Below are 14,836 nucleotides of genomic sequence, written 5' to 3' on the forward strand. Positions count from 1 at the left end.
TGGGGACCACACCAAGCCCCCGAGGAGAACCCCATGAAGACCACCCGCCTGCTCGCCGCCTCCGCCACCGCCCTCGTGCTCGCACTCGGCATGACCGCCTGCGGCTCCGACGACGCCGATGACGACGTCGTCCCCGCCGCCACCTCGTCCGCGCAGTCCACCGAGAGTGCGCCGACGTCGGAGAGCCCGTCGGCCGGGTCCACGAACGGCGGTGACGGTGACGACGTGACCGACGCCGACCTGCGCGGCCAGCTCGAGAAGGTCGCCCTCGACGAGGTCGGCCAGGGTCGCGTGACCGACGTCGAGCGCAGCGACGACCGCGACCACGCCTACGAGGTCGAGGTCGACCTCGGCAACGACGACGACGTCAGCGTCGAGATCGCCGAGGACCTGTCGGTGGTCCGCGTCGACCGCTGACGCCGAGGGGGTACGGCCGGCCTCGACCGGGTGATGCGTCCGTCAGCGGTAGTTGACGAACTGCACCGCGAAGTCGAGGTCGGCACCCTTCAGCAGCGCGATGACCTCCTGGAGGTCGTCGCGCTTCTTGCTGGTGACGCGAAGCTCGTCGCCCTGGATCTGGACCTTGACGCCCTTGGGCCCCTCGTCTCGGATGAGCTTGGAGACCTTCTTGGCCTGCTCGGTGCTGATGCCCTGGCTGAACGTGCCGTTGATCTTGACGTCCTTGCCGCTCTGACGGGGATCGCCGGTCTCGAGCGCCTTGAGGCTGATGCCGCGCTTGACGAGCTTCTCCTTGAACACGTCGAGCACGGCGAGAGCGCGCTCGTCGGCGTTCGCGGTGATCTCGATGCCCTCCTCGCCCTTCCACTCCAGCAGTGCGCCGGTGTTCTTGAAGTCGTACCGGGTGGAGATCTCCTTCATCGCCTGGTTGAGGGCGTTGTCGGCCTCCTGACGGTCGAGCTTGCTGACGATGTCGAACGAGGAGTCGGCCACGGTTCTCTCTCCTGTGCTGGCTGGGACGGCGAAGGGACGGGACCCGCAGGTCCCGCCCCTCAGACTAGGCGCTCGCCTCGAGTGCCCGCCGTGCCGTCTGCCGCCCCAGGCCGTGACGCAGCTCCGGCACCCCTGCCGGGCCGTCTGCCGCCCAGGGCCCGGCACCCCTGCCGGGTCAGGCCGCCAGGAAGTCGTCGATCTGCCCCATGGCGGCGCGCGCGCCCTCCTCGACCCCCATGTCGAGCACCTGCTGCAGGGCCTCGGCGGTCGGGTAGGAGGAGACGTAGGTGGCGCGGGTGCCGCCGTCGATCGGCTCGAAGCGGAAGCTGTTGGTCGAGGACGGCATGCTCTCGACGGGGTTCAGGTCCGCGTCGGCGAAGCCGTCCCGCACCTCGAAGCCGTGAGGGGCGTCGACGGAGACCACGTCCCAGTAGCCGCCGTACTTCTCGCCCTCCGGGCCGGTCATGTAGTAGGTGATGCGGCTGCCGGGCGTCAGGTCGTGGTCGACGAACGTCGCGGGGTGGGTGGGCGGTCCCCAGACCTTCTCCAGCTGGCGGGGGTCGGCGTAGATGCCGAACACGCGCTCGACGGGAGCGGCGAACTCGGCGGTGATGGTGATGGTGCGCTGGTCCAGGTCCTTCTGGACGTCGATGACGGGCATGTCACTTCTCCTGGGTGGTGTGGGTGGTGGTGTCGTGCTGCTCGGACGGTGTGGCGGATGGTGCGGTGGGTTGGGCTGTCGGTTGGGCGAGGAGGTCGTCGATCCGGGCGACGCGTCCGCGCCACACGGCCTCGATCTCGCCGAGCATCGAGGCGACGGACCGCACGGCCTCGACGTCCCCGCTCGCGAGGGCCTCGCGGCCGACCCGACGCTTGGTGACCAGACCGGCCCGTTCGAGCACCGCGACGTGCTTCTGCACGGCGGCGAAGCTCATCGGGTAGTGCTCGGCGAGCCGGCTCACGGAGTGCTCCCCGGCCAGCACGCGGCGCAGGATGTCGCGCCGGGTCCGGTCGGCCAGGGCGCCGAACAGGGCATCGGCCCGGTCGTCGTCCTGGTGATCACTCATGAGCACAACCTACAACTAGATGGTTGTAGGTTGTCAACCCCTTCGAGGGCACGGATGCGGTTGGGCTGCGCAGGCCCCTCTGCGGTATGGTTTCTCGTCGTTGCCCGTCTCGGCGGGCAGCATCCCTGGCAGGTTGCCCGAGCGGCCAAAGGGAGCTGACTGTAAATCAGCCGGCATTGCCTTCGCAGGTTCGAATCCTGCACCTGCCACAGCGTGAGAGAGTCGCTGGAACCGACGGGCCTCGTCGGGCGAGAGCCCGGCGGGGCCCGTTCTTCATGATCGAGCTCCACCCGCTGCGGGCGGCTCAGTGATGGGGAAGCGCAGCGAAGCGCCGACGGTACGAGGTCGGCGTGGTGCCGTAGGCGTCGGTGAAGCGCTGGCGGAACGTGACGACGCTGCCGAAGCCGCACCGCCGCGCGACCGACGCGACCGGCAGGTCGGTCCGCTCCAGGAGTCGGCGCGACTCGTCGAGGCGGCGTCCGGACAGCCACCGCGCGGGGCTCGCGCCGGTGGCCTCGGTGAAGCGACGGGTGAAGTTGCGGGTGCTCATCCGTGCGTGGTCGGCCATCGCCTCGACGGTCATCCGCTGGTCCAGGTGCTCGATGGTCCACGCGATGGTGTCACCGAGCTGTCCGACGCCGTCGGGCTCGGGCATGGGGCGAGCGATGTACTGCGCCTGCCCGCCCTCGCGGTGGGGTGCGACGACGAGGTGCCGGGCGAGGGTCGTCGCCGCCTCGGAGCCGAGCTCGCGTCGGACGACGTGCAGGCAGGCGTCGATGGCCGAGGCCGTCCCGGCCGAGGTGAGCACGTCGCCGTGGTCGACGTAGATCGCGTCGGCGTCGACGTCGACGTCGGGGTACCGCGCCGCCAGGTCCTCGGCGGCGCCCCAGTGGGTGACCGAGGACCGTCCGTCGAGCACCCCCGCTCCGGCCAGGGGGAACGCACCCAGGCACAGCCCCACCAGGCGAGCACTCCGCCAGGCCGCCTCCCGGATCACCGTGGCCACGGTGTCGTCGGCCGGGCGCAGGTCGGCGTGCCACGAGGGGAAGACGAGCAGGTCGGCGTCCGTCGTCGCGTCGGGACCGGCCAGGTCGCCGAGGGAGACTCCCTCCGCCGTCGTCACGCGGGCCTCGCTGCTCCAGACCGTGGTGCGCCAGGAGGAGTCGAGGCCGAGCCGCGCGACCTCGGCGAAGACGGTCGTCGGCACGGAAAGGTGGAACAGGCTGATGCCGTCGAAGGCGTGGACCGCGATCCGCATGATTGTCCTGGAAGCATCGATAGGTGGCGTTCGGGCCACTCACGGTACCTGGCCCCCACCCCGAGGATGGAGGTCCACCCGGACGAACCAAGGAGCACCATCGTGACCGCCACCCGCCGCGCCCTCGTCGTCGTCGACGTCCAGAACGAGTACGTCGACGGTCCGCTCGAGGTCCAGCACCCACCCCGCGAGGAGTCGCTCGCCAACATCTCCCGAGCCATCGACGTCGCCGTCGAGCTCGACGTGCCGGTCCTGGTGCTCCAGCACGAGCTGCCGGAGGGTTCGCCCGTCTTCGCGGTCGGCTCGAAGGGCTGGGAGCTGCACCCGGAGGTCGAGCGCCGCCTGAGGCCGGAGTTCGGCCGCGCCTCGAAGGTCCACGGCAGCGCGTTCAGCGCCGACGGTGTCACCGAGTGGCTCGCCGACCGGCAGGTCGACACGATCACGATCGTCGGCTACATGACCAACAACTGCGACCTCGCCACGGCCGCCGACGCAGAGACGCGGGGCATCGCCGCCGAGGTGCTGTCGGACGCGACCGGGGCCATCCACCTCGCGAACGAGGCGGGGAGCGCGTCGGCCGAGCAGGTGCACTCGACGCTGATGGTGCTGCTCAACTCCAACTTCGCCGCCGTCGGGACCACGGACGACTGGGTCGAGGCCGCCCGGGCGGGCACCGCGCTGCCGAAGAGCGACCTCGGCACGTCTGCTCTCCAGGGCCGGGAGCGCTTCAGCGGCTGAGCGCCACGCGTCCCGCACGACGAGACGCCCCTCGCCGGTCGGCGAGGGGCGTCTCGTGCGCTGGTGACCCCCAGGGTCGCGCCCCGAGCCGGACCCGTCAGGTGGGTCCGAGCCCCGCGTGTCCACACGGCGGGTCGGGGCGCGACGCCGGGAGCCACCGGGTCGCGGGGTGGGATCAGATGATCCCGGCCTGCTTCAGGGCGAGGCTGATCTCGCCCTGCGCCTCGGGGGCGAGGTCGAGCAGCGGCGGGCGGACGGCGGCGTGCTCGAGCTTGCCGCGCTCGACGAGGGCCAGCTTCAGCGCCACGGTGCCCTCCATGTGCGAACCGCGGTGGTAGACGTTCTTGGTCACCGGGAGCAGGGCGTCGTGGAGGGCGCGGGCCGCGGGGTAGTCGTGCGCCTTGCCGGCGGCGATGAGCTCGACCAGCAGCTCGGGGGCGATTCCTCCGTAGCCGACGAGCAGGCCGTCGACGTCGAACATCGTGTGGAGCAGGTACTCGTCGTGGCACGAGAGGATCTGCAGGTCGGGCAGCTCCTGGCGCAGGACGGGGATCTCGGTGTCCCAGCGGCGCATGTTGCGCACACCGTTCTTCGTCGCGAAGACGCCGGGCTGCGCGCCGATCTCGAGCTGGGTCTGCAGGTCGTAGGAGGCCTTGGTCGCATCGGGGTACTGGAACAGGATGAGCGGCAGGCCCGACTCCTCGTGCACGATGCGGTAGCGCTCCTGCGGGGCGCCCTGCTGGTAGCCGAAGCGGAGCCAGCCGTGCGAGGGGTACAGGAGTCCGGCGCTGGCGCCGGCGTCGACGGCGCGCTTGGCCTCGAGACCCGCGACCTTGTCGCCCTCGCCGGTGATGCCGGCGATGACCGGCACGTCGCCGGCGTTCGCGACGGCCACCTCGATGACCTTCACCTGCTCCTCCTGCGTGAGGTAGGTGCCCTCGCCCGCGTGGCCGAGATAGACCAGGCCGGTGATGCCGGGGATGGAGGCGTACCAGCGGGTCAGTGACGCCACGGCGTCGTAGTCGACCTCGAGGTCGCGGGTGAACGGGGTGACGGGGGCCGGGGTGAGGCCGCGGAGGTCGAGCGTCATGGTGGGTCCTCTTCGAACGGGTCGGTCGTGGTTACGGAACGTTCGCGGGAACGTTCCCACAATGAGTGTGCGTGACCCCGGTCACCGTGTCAAGGGCCAAGCGACGTCGACCCGAGATCGATCGGGACGGCCTCTGCGAACGCCGTCGGCCCCGCTCCTCGAGAAGGAGCGGGGCCGACGGCGGCGTGCTGCGCAGCGGGTCAGAGCACGATCGTGAGCAGTCGGTAGCAGAGCGCGAAGATCGCCACGAGCCCCACCAGCCCGAGCGCGTTCTGCCACCACCGGTTCACGTAGCGACCCATCAGGTCGCGGCGCGTGGTCATGACGAACAGCAGGAGGCCGAGCAGCGGTGCGACGATCACCGTGAGGGCCTGTGCCGTGATGATCAGCTCCACGGGTGAGCCGTTCGAGACGAGCGTGACCACGAGCCCGAAGGCCAGCACCGCGAGCATGCCGAGCTTGACGCTCACCCGGTCCATCGTGTTGCCGCGTCCGAGGCCGTCGGAGAGCAGCGTGCCGCCGGCCGTCGCGTTGGCGACCATCGACGAGAACGCAGCGGCGGAGAAGCCGAGCCCGAACAGCGTGGCGCCGAGCTCGCCCGCGACCGGACGGAGGACGTTCGCCAGCTCGGGGAAGGTGGCGGCGCCGGTGCCGGTGTTCTGCAGCGCGGCGGCCGCGGTGACGATGACGAGGGCCGTCATGATGCCGGGCGCCAGGATGCCGGGGATCGTGTCCGCGATCGTCGTCGTGCGGTAGTCCTCGGCCTTCAGACCCCGCTCGCGCGAGGCGTACCCGGTGAAGAACGCGGCGTTGATCGAGAAGTTGGTGCCCACGAGGGCGATGATCAGCAGGCCCGCGTCGGAGGGGATGGTCGGGAAGAGGCCGTCGGCCGCGGCGACCCAGTCGGGCTTGGACAGGAAGGCGCCGAGCACGAAGCCGATGCCCATGAGCACGACCAGCCCGAGCATGGCGCGTTCGAAGAGCTTGTAGTAGTTGGGTGCCCAGGCCACGGCCCCGACGACGACGGTGCAGCCGATGGTCCAGAGGGTGGGGGAGCCCCCGAACAGCATCGAGAAGCCCAGGCCCGACCCGACGGCGTTGCCGACCGAGAAGCAGAGGCTGATGAGGAAGACGCCGATGCCGGCGGCCGTCCCGACCGGGCGGCCGAGTCGGTCCTTGATCGTCTGCACGAGGGAGCCGGGGGAGACGATGGCCAGGCGCACGCTCATGTCGGTGAAGACGATCATGAGGAGCGTCGAGACGGCGATGACCCAGATGAGGGCGTATCCGTGGGCGCTGCCGGCCTGCACGGCCGACGCGAGGTTGCCGGGTCCGAACTGCCAGGCCCCGGCGATGAAGCTGGGTCCCATGAGGGCGAGCGTGGCGGCGAGCCCGCGGCGTGAGCGGCGGGATCGGTCCGAGCGGGGTCCCGCCTGCTCGGCGGTGGCGGGGGCGGTGTCAGTCATGGTCGTCCTTCTCTGTCTATCCCACGGGGGCTCGTCCGTGTGGGCAGTCCGGTCGGTCCGGGCGGTGTCCTCGTGGTGGACGGACGTCGTCGGCGGGTGGCCACGCTGCGCAGCCGGAGTGTGACAACGTTCACGGGAACGTTCCCATCGTGTGTGACCGGGACCACGCTGTCAACCGTTTCGGGTGAGCGTCTTCGGGAGCGGGCAGATGGGTGCGAGCGCCGTCTGCGCCTATGCTGGCCAGCACCCGGCTCGTCGACCAGAGGAGGACAGCGTGACCGAGACGCCCGTGCGTCCCCCCACGATCCTCGACGTCGCGCGCGAGGCAGGCGTCTCGAAGTCGACCGTCTCGAGGGTTCTCGACGAGCGACTGCCGCCGTCGGGCAGTCCGGCCGCGGAGCGCGTCCGCGAGGCCGCGCGACGGCTCGGCTACCGACGCGACCGCTTCGCCTCTGCGCTGCGACGGCAGCAGACCCGCACCATCGGCGTGCTGGTGCCACGGCTCACCGACACGGTGATGGCCATGACCTTCGAGCAGCTGGCCGCGGCGTGCGCCCGCCGCGGTCAGTTCGCCATCGTCGCCACGACCGATGACGACCCGGCCGCCGAGGCCGAGGCCGTCGAGCAGCTCCTCGACCAGCGGATCGACGGCCTGGTGCTCACGACGGCGCGCCTCGACGACGACGTGACGTCGGGGCTGCGTGGGCACGGGGTGCCGGTGGTGCTGGCGCTGCGCTCCGACGGCACCACCCCGTCGGCCACCGGGGACGACGAGCTCGGTGGCTACCTCGCCACCCGGCACCTGCTCGACCTCGGTCACCGACGCATCGCCCTGGTGGCCGGGCCCTCGTTCGCGTCGAGCGCGGTCGGTCGTCAGGCGGGCTTCCGGCGCGCGATGGCCGAGGCCGGGGTGACGGACGTCGACGACCTGGTGCACGAGTCGGCGTTCAGCATGGAGTCCGGCGAGCTGGTCGCGCGCGAGGTGCTCGCGGCCGGCGACCGGCCGACCGCGGTGTTCGCGGTCAACGACAACACGGCCATCGGCGTGCTCGCGGCGGCCCAGGCGCTGGGTCTCTCGGTGCCCGAGGACCTCTCCGTGGTGGGCTACAACGACGTCCCGGTCTCGGCCCGCCTGCCTCGTCCGCTCACGACGGTGCGCGTGCCGTTCGACCAGATCGCCGCCGCTGCGCTCGAGCTGCTCGACGAGGCCCGTGCCGGAGCGTCGCCGCGGCACGTCACCGTCGCACCCACGCTCATCCCCCGCAGTACGTCGGCGCGTCCGCCGCGCTGAGGTTCACGGCAGGCGGTTGAGGCTGCGGACCTGGCGGTCGAACGCCGCCCGCGGGGCGAGCCGCCGCAGGAGGGACACCCGCCGCGCGAGGGGGCCCGCCGGGTAGCGGACGCGAGGTCGGCGGTCGGTGGCAGCCTTCGCGACGATGTCGGCCACGACGGCCGGATCGTCGGCACCGCGCATGGCGGCGGCGAGCACGTCGGCCGCGGTGGCCCGCTGCGCGTCGTACTCGGTGAGGGGTCGGTCCGGAGCGAGCGCGCTGCCCTCGAAGGACGTGCTGGTGTAGGCGGGCTCCACCAGCAGCACGCGCACCCCGAGGGCGCGGATCTCGTGGTCGAGCGACTCCGAGTAGCCCTCGAGCGCGTGCTTCGTGGCGGAGTAGACCGCCATGAAGGGCGCGGGCATCAGGCCCAGCACCGACGAGACGTTGACGACCCGTCCGCTGCCGCGTCCGCGCATGTGCGGCAGGACGGCGTTCGTCATCCGGATGGCACCGAGCACGTTGACGTCGAGCACCCGCGCGGCCTGCTCGGCCGAGCTCTCCTCGGCGGCGCCGAGCAGCCCGATGCCGGCGTTGTTGACGAGCACGTCGATCCGTCCGAACCGGTCGAGCACGTCCTGCACGAGTGCGGTCGCCGACGTGTCGCTGGTGACGTCGAGCGGCAGGAGCAGCATGCCGTCGGTGTCGGGTTCGCCGCTGCCGCGGCGGCTGGTGCCGACGACGACGAACCCGCGGTCTGCGAGCGCTCGGGCGGCGGCCCGGCCGATGCCCGACGACGCACCGGTCACGATGGCGACGGGGCGTGCTTCGTTCATGTGGTCCTCCGTGGTGGGGGTGGGGGTCAGGGAGTCACGCGTCGAGGCGTGCCGTGCCGTCGGCGGGCTCGTCCTCGGCGTCGAGGGGGTCGTAGCGGTCGCCGGGCAGGGCCAGGAGTCCTGCGGCGGCGCCGACGAGGCACAGCACGCCGACGACGACGCACGCCAGCTCGAGGCCGTCGAGGAACGACGCGTCGACCACCGCGGACAGGCCGGGGACCTGGGACGCGGCGACGTCGGCGAACCCGACGGAGTCGGCGGCCCGGTCGAGGACCGTCCCCTCGACGCGCCCCTCGAGGGCCGAGCGGAGCGCGTCGGCGTACCGGGAGGCGAACATCGAGCCCACGACGGCGACGCCCAAGGTGCCACCGAGCTCGCGGGTCGCGTCGTTGACGGCCGAGCCGACCCCGGCGCGGGCGGGCGGGAGCACCTGCATGATCGACTCCGTGGCCGGCGTGCTGACCAGTCCGATCCCGATGCCGAGCATGAGCATCTGCGGCACGACGACGGTCGGGTAGTCCACGTCGGCCGGGATCTGGGAGATCCAGAGGAAGGCGCCACCCAGCAGGGCGAGCCCGGGCGCGACGACGAGCTTCGTGCCGATGCGCGGTGCCAGCTGGGCGCCGACGATCGAGGCGACCGCCAGGGAGAGGGCCACGGGCAGGAAGCGCAGGCCGGTCTCGAGCGGCGTGTAGTCACGGATGAACTGGAAGAACTGCGTGATGAGGAAGATGAAGCCGAAGAGCGCGAAGAAGGCGATCGTGACCGCCGCGCAGGCGGCGCTGAACCGGCGGTCGAGGAACAGCGTGACGTCGATCATGGGGTGCTCCACCGCCCGCTCGATCGCGATGAACGCGGCGATCAGCGCCGCGGCGCCGGCGAACCCGGTCAACGTCTCGATGCTGCGCCACCCGTGCTCGGGTCCCTCGATGATCGTGTAGGTCAGCGTGCCCAGGGCGGCGACGGAGACGGCGAAGCCGTACCGGTCGATGCGCGGCACCGACGGGTCGCGTGACTCCGGGACGAACGCGATCGCCATGCCCATGGTGGCGACGGTCAGGGGCACGAGCGCCCAGAAGACGCTGTGCCAGGAGTAGTGCTCGAGCAGGATGCCGCCGACCACGGGCCCGATGGCGACGCCGACGCCGACGGAGGCGCCCCACAGACCGAGCGCGGACGCACGTGCGCGCCGTTCGGTGAAGGTGTTGGCGATGATCGACAGCGTCGTCGGGAAGATCACGGCGGCGAAGACGCCCATGGCGAACCGGAGGGCGATCAGCTGACCGCTGCTGTCGACCAGCGCGGCGGCGCCGCTGCTCAGTCCGAAGCCGGCGAGGCCGAGGACGAGGGCGGGCCGACGACCGAACCGGTCCGACAGGCTGCCCATCGCGAGCACGAGGGAGGCGAAGGCCAGGTTGTAGCCGTCGACGATCCACAGCAGGTCACGCGTGCCGGCGTCGAGCTCGTCCGCGAGCGACGGCAGCGCGATGTTCACGATCATCGTGGAGAGGTTGATCGTCAGCGTCGCGAGGCACACGGTGAGCAGGATCAGGGACTTCCGGGGCATGCGCGCTCCTCGAAGTTGATGGCGTCAACATTGAGCATGAGGGCTAGTGTTGTCGCTGTCAACATGAGAGCCGTCCTTCGCTAGGGTGGTGCCATGGCGTCCCCCGCGTACCACCACGGCAACCTGCGCGAGGCACTCGTCGACGCCGCGGTCGACGCCGCCCGCGAGCGAGGTGCCGACGGCCTGGCGCTGCGCGACCTCGCGCGCCGGGTGGGTGTCTCGCACAACGCCGCCTACCGGCACTTCGCCAATCGCGACGACCTGGTGGCGGAGGTCGCGGGCCGTGTCATGGACCGCCTGGTCGAGACGATGCAGCGGCGCTGGGCCGACGTCGACACCGACGATCCCGTGCTGAGGGCGCGCCGTCGCCTCGCGGCGGTCGGACGGTCCTACGTGGAGTTCGCCGTGGGCGAGCCCGGCCTGTTCTCGCTGGCGTTCTCCAGCGTGGCGGTCTCGACGGACCTGGAGGGAGCCGGTCCCTACCTGCTGCTGGGCCAGGCCCTGGACGAGCTGGTCGAGGTCGGGTTCCTGTCGGCACAGGCTCGCCCGGGTGCGGAGATCACGTGCTGGTCCGCGATGCACGGGTTCTCCGTGCTCGCCGTCGACGGCGCCGTGCGCGGTGCGTCCGACGCTGAGCGGGAGGCCGCTCTGGAGACCGTGCTCACCGCGATCGACCGGTCGTACGGAGCGACGACCGGCACCGAGACGCGCGCCGGCGACCTGCTGCCCTAGGCGTCGCGCCTCGTGAGGACTCCCGAGGCGCGGGGTCAGGCGGGCCAGTCGACGCTGAGGTACTGCGTCTCGGTGTACTCCTCGAGGCCCTCGCGGGCGCCCTCGCGGCCCAGACCGCTCTGCTTGACGCCGCCGAACGGGGCCGACGGGTCGGAGACGAGGCCGCGGTTCACGCCGACCATGCCGGCGTCGAACGCCTCCCCGAGCCGGATCGCTCGCTGCAGGTCGCGCGAGAAGACGTACGCGGCCAGGCCCATCTCGCTGGCGTTCACGAGCCGGAGCAGCTCCTCGTCGTCGTGCCACGTGACGATCGGGGCCACGGGGCCGAACAGCTCGTGGTCGAGGATCGCGGCGTCGGCCGGGACGTCCACGAGGACCGTCGGCGCGAAGAAGTGGCCGGGCGCGTCGGACAGCTCGGCGCGGTGGCTGACGCGCGCGCCGGCCCGCACCGCCTCGTCCACCACGCGGCCCAGGGTCTCGACCGCCGTGGTGGAGATGAGGGGGCCGACCGTGGCGCCGCCGCGTGCCGGACCGACCGACAGCCGCTCGACCTCGGCGCCGAGGCGCTCGACGAAGGCGTCCACGACGTCGGCGTGCACGTAGAAGCGGTTCGCCGCCGTGCAGGCCTGGCCGCCACCGCGGAACTTCGCGACCATCGCGCCGGCCACGGCCGCGTCGACGTCGGCGTCGTCCGCCACGACGAACGGGGCGTTGCCGCCCAGCTCCATCGACGCGTTCACGACGCGCTCGGCGGCCTGGCCCAACAGGATCGAGCCGACGCGGGTGGACCCGGTGAACGAGATCTTGCGGACCCGCAGGTCGGCGAGCCAGTGGCCCACGACCCCGGCGGCGTCGGTCGTCGGCACCACGTTCACGACACCGTCGGGCACGCCGGCCTCGGTCAGCAGACGGGCGACGGCCAGGGCCGTCAGCGGCGTCTCGGCGGCGGGCTTCAGCACCACCGTGCAGCCGGCTGCGAGGGCCGGCGCGATCTTGCGCGTGGCCATCGCGGCCGGGAAGTTCCACGGCGTCACGAGCGCGGCCACGCCGACGGGTCGGTGCGTCACGATCGTGCGCGTGCCGCCGGCGGGGGAGGAGCCGTAGTCGCCGTGAGGGCGCACCGCCTCCTCGGCGAACCAGCGAAAGAACTCGGCGGCGTAGACGACCTCGCCGCGCGCGTCGGTGACGGACTTGCCGTTCTCGCTGACGATGAGGTCGGCCAGCCGGTCGGTGTCGCGGATCATCAGCTCGAACGCTCGGTGCAGCACCACCGACCGCTGGCGCGGCGACGTGCGACGCCACGCCACGAACGCGTCCGCGGCGGCGTCGACGGCCGCGGTGGCGTCGCCCAGGTCGCCGTCGGACACCTGGGCGACGACCGAGAGGTCGGCCGGGTCCACGACGTCGAAGTGCCCCGAGCCCCCGGCCCGCCAGACGCCACCCACGAGCACGCCACGGGTCGGGTCGAGGGCCTCGACGTGGGCGGACGTGACCTGCACGCTCATCGGGTCTGCCCGGACCGCGGCGCGGCCGCGAAGGCCGCCTCGAGCACGTCCAACCCCTCGTGGAGCAGGTCGTCACCGATGGCCAGCGGCGGGAGGAAGCGCAGCACGTTGCCGTAGGTGCCGCAGGTCAGCACGATGACGCCCTCGGCGTGGGCGGCCGACGCCACGGTCTTCGCGAGGTCGGGGTCGGGGTCGGTCGTGCCCGGCTTCACCAGCTCGACGGCGATCATCGCGCCACGGCCGCGCACGTCACCGAGTCGGTCGTCGCGCGCCTGCAGGGCTCGGAGCCGCTCCGTCATGAGCGTCCCCACCTCGCGGGCCCGCTCGACGAGCCCCTCGGCCTCGATGGTCTCGATCGCGGCCAGCGCGGCGGCGCAGGCGAGCGGGTTGCCGCCGTAGGTGCCGCCGAGCCCAGCGACGTGCGCGGCGTCCATGATCTCGGCGCGGCCCGTCACCGCCGACAGCGGCAGGCCGCCGGCGATGCCCTTGGCCGTCACGATCAGGTCGGGGACCACGCCCTCGTGGTCGCAGGCGAACAGGTCGCCCGTGCGCGCGAAGCCGGTCTGCACCTCGTCGGCCACGAACACCACGTCGTTCGCGCGGCACCACGCGGCCAGCGCGGGGAGGAAGCCCGGCGCCGGCTCGATGAAGCCACCCTCGCCCTGGACGGGCTCGATGACGATCGCGGCCAGGTTGGCGGCCCCCACCTGCTTCTCGACCACGTCGAGCGCGCGGGCGGCCGCGGTCGCCCCGCCGAGGTCGCCGTCGCGGAACGGGTAGGAGAGCGGGGCGCGGTAGACCTCCGAGGCGAACGGTCCGAAGCCGTGCTTGTACGGCATCGACTTCGCGGTCATGGCCATCGTCAGGTTCGTGCGGCCGTGGTACGCGTGGTCGAAGACGACGACGGCCTGCCGCTTCGTGTGGGCGCGGGCGATCTTGACGGCGTTCTCGACCGCCTCGGCGCCGGAGTTGAACAGGGCGGTGCGCTTGTCGTGGTCGCCCGGGGTGAGCCGGTTGAGTGTCTCCGCGACGGCCACGTAGCCCTCGTAGGGCGTGACCATGAAGCACGTGTGCGTGAACGCGGCGACCTGCTCCTGCACGGCCGCCACGACGCGCGGCGCACTGTTGCCGACCGTGGTCACGGCGATGCCGGACCCCAGGTCGATGAGGCTGTTGCCGTCGACGTCCACGACGATGCCGCCCCCGGCCTCGACGGCGAAGACGGGCATGGTCGTGCCCACGCCGGCGGCGACCGCGGCGTGCTTGCGGGCCATCAGCTCGCGCGAGCGCGGTCCGGGCAGCTCGGTGGCCAGGTGGCGCTTCTGGACGACGGGCGGTCGCACGGACATGGGTTCCTCCTGGGACGCGGTGACCACGCCAGTCTCCCGCCGGTCACGTCATGCCGTCCAATGCCGATATCGGATCAAGTCGATGCCTGACAGGCATATGGTGGGCGGATGGAGCTGCGGACCCTCACCTACTTCGTCGCGGTGGTCGACGCCGGGACCGTGAGCGCGGCGGCGGAACGCGTGCGGGTGACCCAGCCGTCGCTCTCGCGCCAGGTCCGCCAGCTCGAGCGCGACCTGGGTGTCGACCTGTTCGAGCGGCACGGCGGGCGGCTGGTGCTGTCCTCCGCGGGTCGCAGCCTGCTGCCACTGGCCCGCGACGTCCTGGCCTCGGCCGACGCCCTGCGCACCGCTGCCCGGGTGCGGGCCGAGGGCGGTCTGGACCGCGTGACCATCGCCGCTCCCGCGACCACGCTCACCGACGTCGTGTCGCCCTTCCTCGCCAGCCTGGCCCCCGACGACCCGACCCCGTCGGTGGTCGAGACCGATCCGCTCGACGTGGACGAGGCGCTGCGTCGGGGTGCCGACCTCGTGGTGACCACCCGCCGCCCGCGCCGACCGCTGCGCTCGGCCGCGCTTCCGGAGCTGCCGGTGTGGGCGTTCGTGCCGGCCGACCACCCATGGGGCGACCGCGAAAGGGTCGGGCTCGCCGAGCTGCTCGAGCAGGTCGTGGTCACCGTGCCCCGGACGTTCGCCGCCCGGCAGGTGCTCGACGCGGTGGTCGAGCGCGAGCAGCGCTGGCCGGCGTCGCTCGTGGAGGCGAGCAGCGGCACCGTGGCGCAGGCGCTCGCCGCCGCTGGTCGCGGCGTGGCGGTGGTCTCCGACGACAGCCGGTACGGCCTGCACGGGGTGCGTGTCCGGGCCGGGGGAGCCGACCTCACGGTCCGACTGTTCGTGGCCTGGTCCTCGACCCATCCCGCGCAGGAGACGCTCGCGGCCCTGGCCGACCGGTTGCGGACCTTCGTCGTGGACGCCTACCCGGGCGCGGGTCCCGCCTGATCCCAGTGCC

Annotated in this window: 15 protein-coding genes and 1 tRNA gene; 6 read left to right on the forward strand and 10 right to left on the reverse strand. The window is 72.1% G+C overall.

The features are described 5' to 3' along the window. Positions 1-33 precede the first annotated feature (33 nt). The gene (locus ASF37_RS09240; protein ID WP_055964081.1) at positions 34-417 is read left to right on the forward strand and encodes a hypothetical protein; all 384 of its coding nucleotides are present in this window, start codon (positions 34-36) and stop codon (positions 415-417) included. 42 nt (positions 418-459) lie between these two features. Here the strand turns inward: ASF37_RS09240 and ASF37_RS09245 are convergent, their stop codons facing one another. The 3 genes from ASF37_RS09245 to ASF37_RS09255 form a co-directional block, all read right to left on the reverse strand. Then, entirely contained in the window at positions 460-951 is a 492-nt protein-coding gene (locus ASF37_RS09245) for a YajQ family cyclic di-GMP-binding protein (RefSeq protein ID WP_055964084.1), read from the reverse strand. 175 nt (positions 952-1,126) lie between these two features. Continuing rightward, positions 1,127-1,612, reverse strand: a complete 486-nt coding sequence (locus ASF37_RS09250) for an SRPBCC domain-containing protein (protein WP_056579976.1) — start codon at positions 1,610-1,612, stop codon at positions 1,127-1,129. 1 nt (position 1,613) lies between these two features. Continuing rightward, the gene (locus tag ASF37_RS09255) at positions 1,614-2,018 is read right to left on the reverse strand and encodes a helix-turn-helix transcriptional regulator (RefSeq protein WP_056555944.1); all 405 of its coding nucleotides are present in this window, start codon (positions 2,016-2,018) and stop codon (positions 1,614-1,616) included. Between the two features lie 127 nt (positions 2,019-2,145). On the opposite strand from ASF37_RS09255, the gene ASF37_RS09260 reads away from it, so the two are divergent. Beyond that, positions 2,146-2,227: transfer RNA gene (locus tag ASF37_RS09260), tRNA-Tyr, on the forward strand. A gap of 95 nt (positions 2,228-2,322) precedes the next feature. Here ASF37_RS09260 and ASF37_RS09265 read toward each other — a convergent pair. Beyond that, a complete protein-coding gene (locus ASF37_RS09265; protein ID WP_056579978.1) occupies positions 2,323-3,276 on the reverse strand; it encodes a GlxA family transcriptional regulator in 954 nt (317 codons plus the stop codon). 102 nt (positions 3,277-3,378) lie between these two features. Here ASF37_RS09265 and ASF37_RS09270 point away from each other — a divergent pair, with 102 nt between their 5' ends. Next, positions 3,379-4,014 carry an isochorismatase family protein gene (locus ASF37_RS09270; protein ID WP_056579982.1) on the forward strand — a complete coding sequence of 212 codons (636 nt, stop codon included), beginning with the start codon at positions 3,379-3,381 and terminating at the stop codon, positions 4,012-4,014. Between the two features lie 175 nt (positions 4,015-4,189). Here the strand turns inward: ASF37_RS09270 and ASF37_RS09275 are convergent, their stop codons facing one another. Both ASF37_RS09275 and ASF37_RS09280 read right to left on the reverse strand, forming a co-directional pair. Next, a complete protein-coding gene (locus ASF37_RS09275; protein ID WP_055964098.1) occupies positions 4,190-5,104 on the reverse strand; it encodes a dihydrodipicolinate synthase family protein in 915 nt (304 codons plus the stop codon). A gap of 200 nt (positions 5,105-5,304) precedes the next feature. Continuing rightward, complete coding sequence (locus ASF37_RS09280) at positions 5,305-6,570, reverse strand: Nramp family divalent metal transporter (protein ID WP_056555935.1); 1,266 nt, start codon at positions 6,568-6,570, stop codon at positions 5,305-5,307. A gap of 274 nt (positions 6,571-6,844) precedes the next feature. On the opposite strand from ASF37_RS09280, the gene ASF37_RS09285 reads away from it, so the two are divergent. Next, on the forward strand, positions 6,845-7,861 hold the full coding sequence (locus ASF37_RS09285; protein WP_056579984.1) for a LacI family DNA-binding transcriptional regulator: 1,017 nt from the start codon (positions 6,845-6,847) through the stop codon (positions 7,859-7,861). Between the two features lie 3 nt (positions 7,862-7,864). On the opposite strand, the gene ASF37_RS09290 is transcribed toward ASF37_RS09285, so the two are convergent. Then, positions 7,865-8,677: an oxidoreductase gene (locus ASF37_RS09290; RefSeq protein WP_056579986.1), complete on the reverse strand. Its 813-nt coding sequence runs from the start codon at positions 8,675-8,677 to the stop codon at positions 7,865-7,867. A 34-nt stretch (positions 8,678-8,711) separates the two neighbouring features. Next, complete coding sequence (locus ASF37_RS09295) at positions 8,712-10,244, reverse strand: MFS transporter (protein ID WP_055964111.1); 1,533 nt, start codon at positions 10,242-10,244, stop codon at positions 8,712-8,714. 93 nt (positions 10,245-10,337) lie between these two features. Between ASF37_RS09295 and ASF37_RS09300 the strand changes: the two genes are divergently transcribed. Continuing rightward, positions 10,338-10,976, forward strand: coding sequence for a TetR/AcrR family transcriptional regulator (locus tag ASF37_RS09300; RefSeq protein ID WP_056555930.1), 639 nt, complete (start codon positions 10,338-10,340; stop codon positions 10,974-10,976). Positions 10,977-11,011: 35 nt separating this feature from the next. On the opposite strand, the gene ASF37_RS09305 is transcribed toward ASF37_RS09300, so the two are convergent. Next, a complete protein-coding gene (locus ASF37_RS09305; RefSeq protein WP_056579988.1) occupies positions 11,012-12,481 on the reverse strand; it encodes an NAD-dependent succinate-semialdehyde dehydrogenase in 1,470 nt (489 codons plus the stop codon). Next, positions 12,478-13,830, reverse strand: coding sequence for a 4-aminobutyrate--2-oxoglutarate transaminase (gene gabT / locus ASF37_RS09310; protein WP_056579990.1), 1,353 nt, complete (start codon positions 13,828-13,830; stop codon positions 12,478-12,480). Before gabT ends, ASF37_RS09305 begins: the two co-directional genes overlap by 4 nt. A gap of 108 nt (positions 13,831-13,938) precedes the next feature. On the opposite strand from gabT, the gene ASF37_RS09315 reads away from it, so the two are divergent. Further along, the gene (locus ASF37_RS09315; protein WP_056555925.1) at positions 13,939-14,826 is read left to right on the forward strand and encodes a LysR family transcriptional regulator; all 888 of its coding nucleotides are present in this window, start codon (positions 13,939-13,941) and stop codon (positions 14,824-14,826) included. The last annotated feature ends 10 nt before the right edge of the window (positions 14,827-14,836 follow it).

Source organism: Aeromicrobium sp. Leaf289 (genome assembly GCF_001423335.1).
Lineage (GTDB): Bacteria > Actinomycetota > Actinomycetes > Propionibacteriales > Nocardioidaceae > Aeromicrobium.

Excerpts from the sequence above, each read along its gene's own strand:
- ASF37_RS09240 (WP_055964081.1), top strand. The coding sequence starts at position 34 with ATGAAGACCACCCGCCTGCTCGCCGCCTCCGCCACCGCCCTCGTGCTC.
- ASF37_RS09250 (WP_056579976.1), bottom strand. The coding sequence starts at position 1,612 with ATGCCCGTCATCGACGTCCAGAAGGACCTGGACCAGCGCACCATCACC.
- ASF37_RS09255 (WP_056555944.1), bottom strand. The coding sequence starts at position 2,018 with ATGAGTGATCACCAGGACGACGACCGGGCCGATGCCCTGTTCGGCGCC.
- ASF37_RS09265 (WP_056579978.1), bottom strand. The coding sequence starts at position 3,276 with ATGCGGATCGCGGTCCACGCCTTCGACGGCATCAGCCTGTTCCACCTT.
- ASF37_RS09275 (WP_055964098.1), bottom strand. The coding sequence starts at position 5,104 with ATGACGCTCGACCTCCGCGGCCTCACCCCGGCCCCCGTCACCCCGTTC.
- ASF37_RS09280 (WP_056555935.1), bottom strand. The coding sequence starts at position 6,570 with ATGACTGACACCGCCCCCGCCACCGCCGAGCAGGCGGGACCCCGCTCG.
- ASF37_RS09290 (WP_056579986.1), bottom strand. The coding sequence starts at position 8,677 with ATGAACGAAGCACGCCCCGTCGCCATCGTGACCGGTGCGTCGTCGGGC.
- ASF37_RS09295 (WP_055964111.1), bottom strand. The coding sequence starts at position 10,244 with ATGCCCCGGAAGTCCCTGATCCTGCTCACCGTGTGCCTCGCGACGCTG.
- ASF37_RS09300 (WP_056555930.1), top strand. The coding sequence starts at position 10,338 with ATGGCGTCCCCCGCGTACCACCACGGCAACCTGCGCGAGGCACTCGTC.
- ASF37_RS09305 (WP_056579988.1), bottom strand. The coding sequence starts at position 12,481 with ATGAGCGTGCAGGTCACGTCCGCCCACGTCGAGGCCCTCGACCCGACC.
- gabT (WP_056579990.1), bottom strand. The coding sequence starts at position 13,830 with ATGTCCGTGCGACCGCCCGTCGTCCAGAAGCGCCACCTGGCCACCGAG.
- ASF37_RS09315 (WP_056555925.1), top strand. The coding sequence starts at position 13,939 with ATGGAGCTGCGGACCCTCACCTACTTCGTCGCGGTGGTCGACGCCGGG.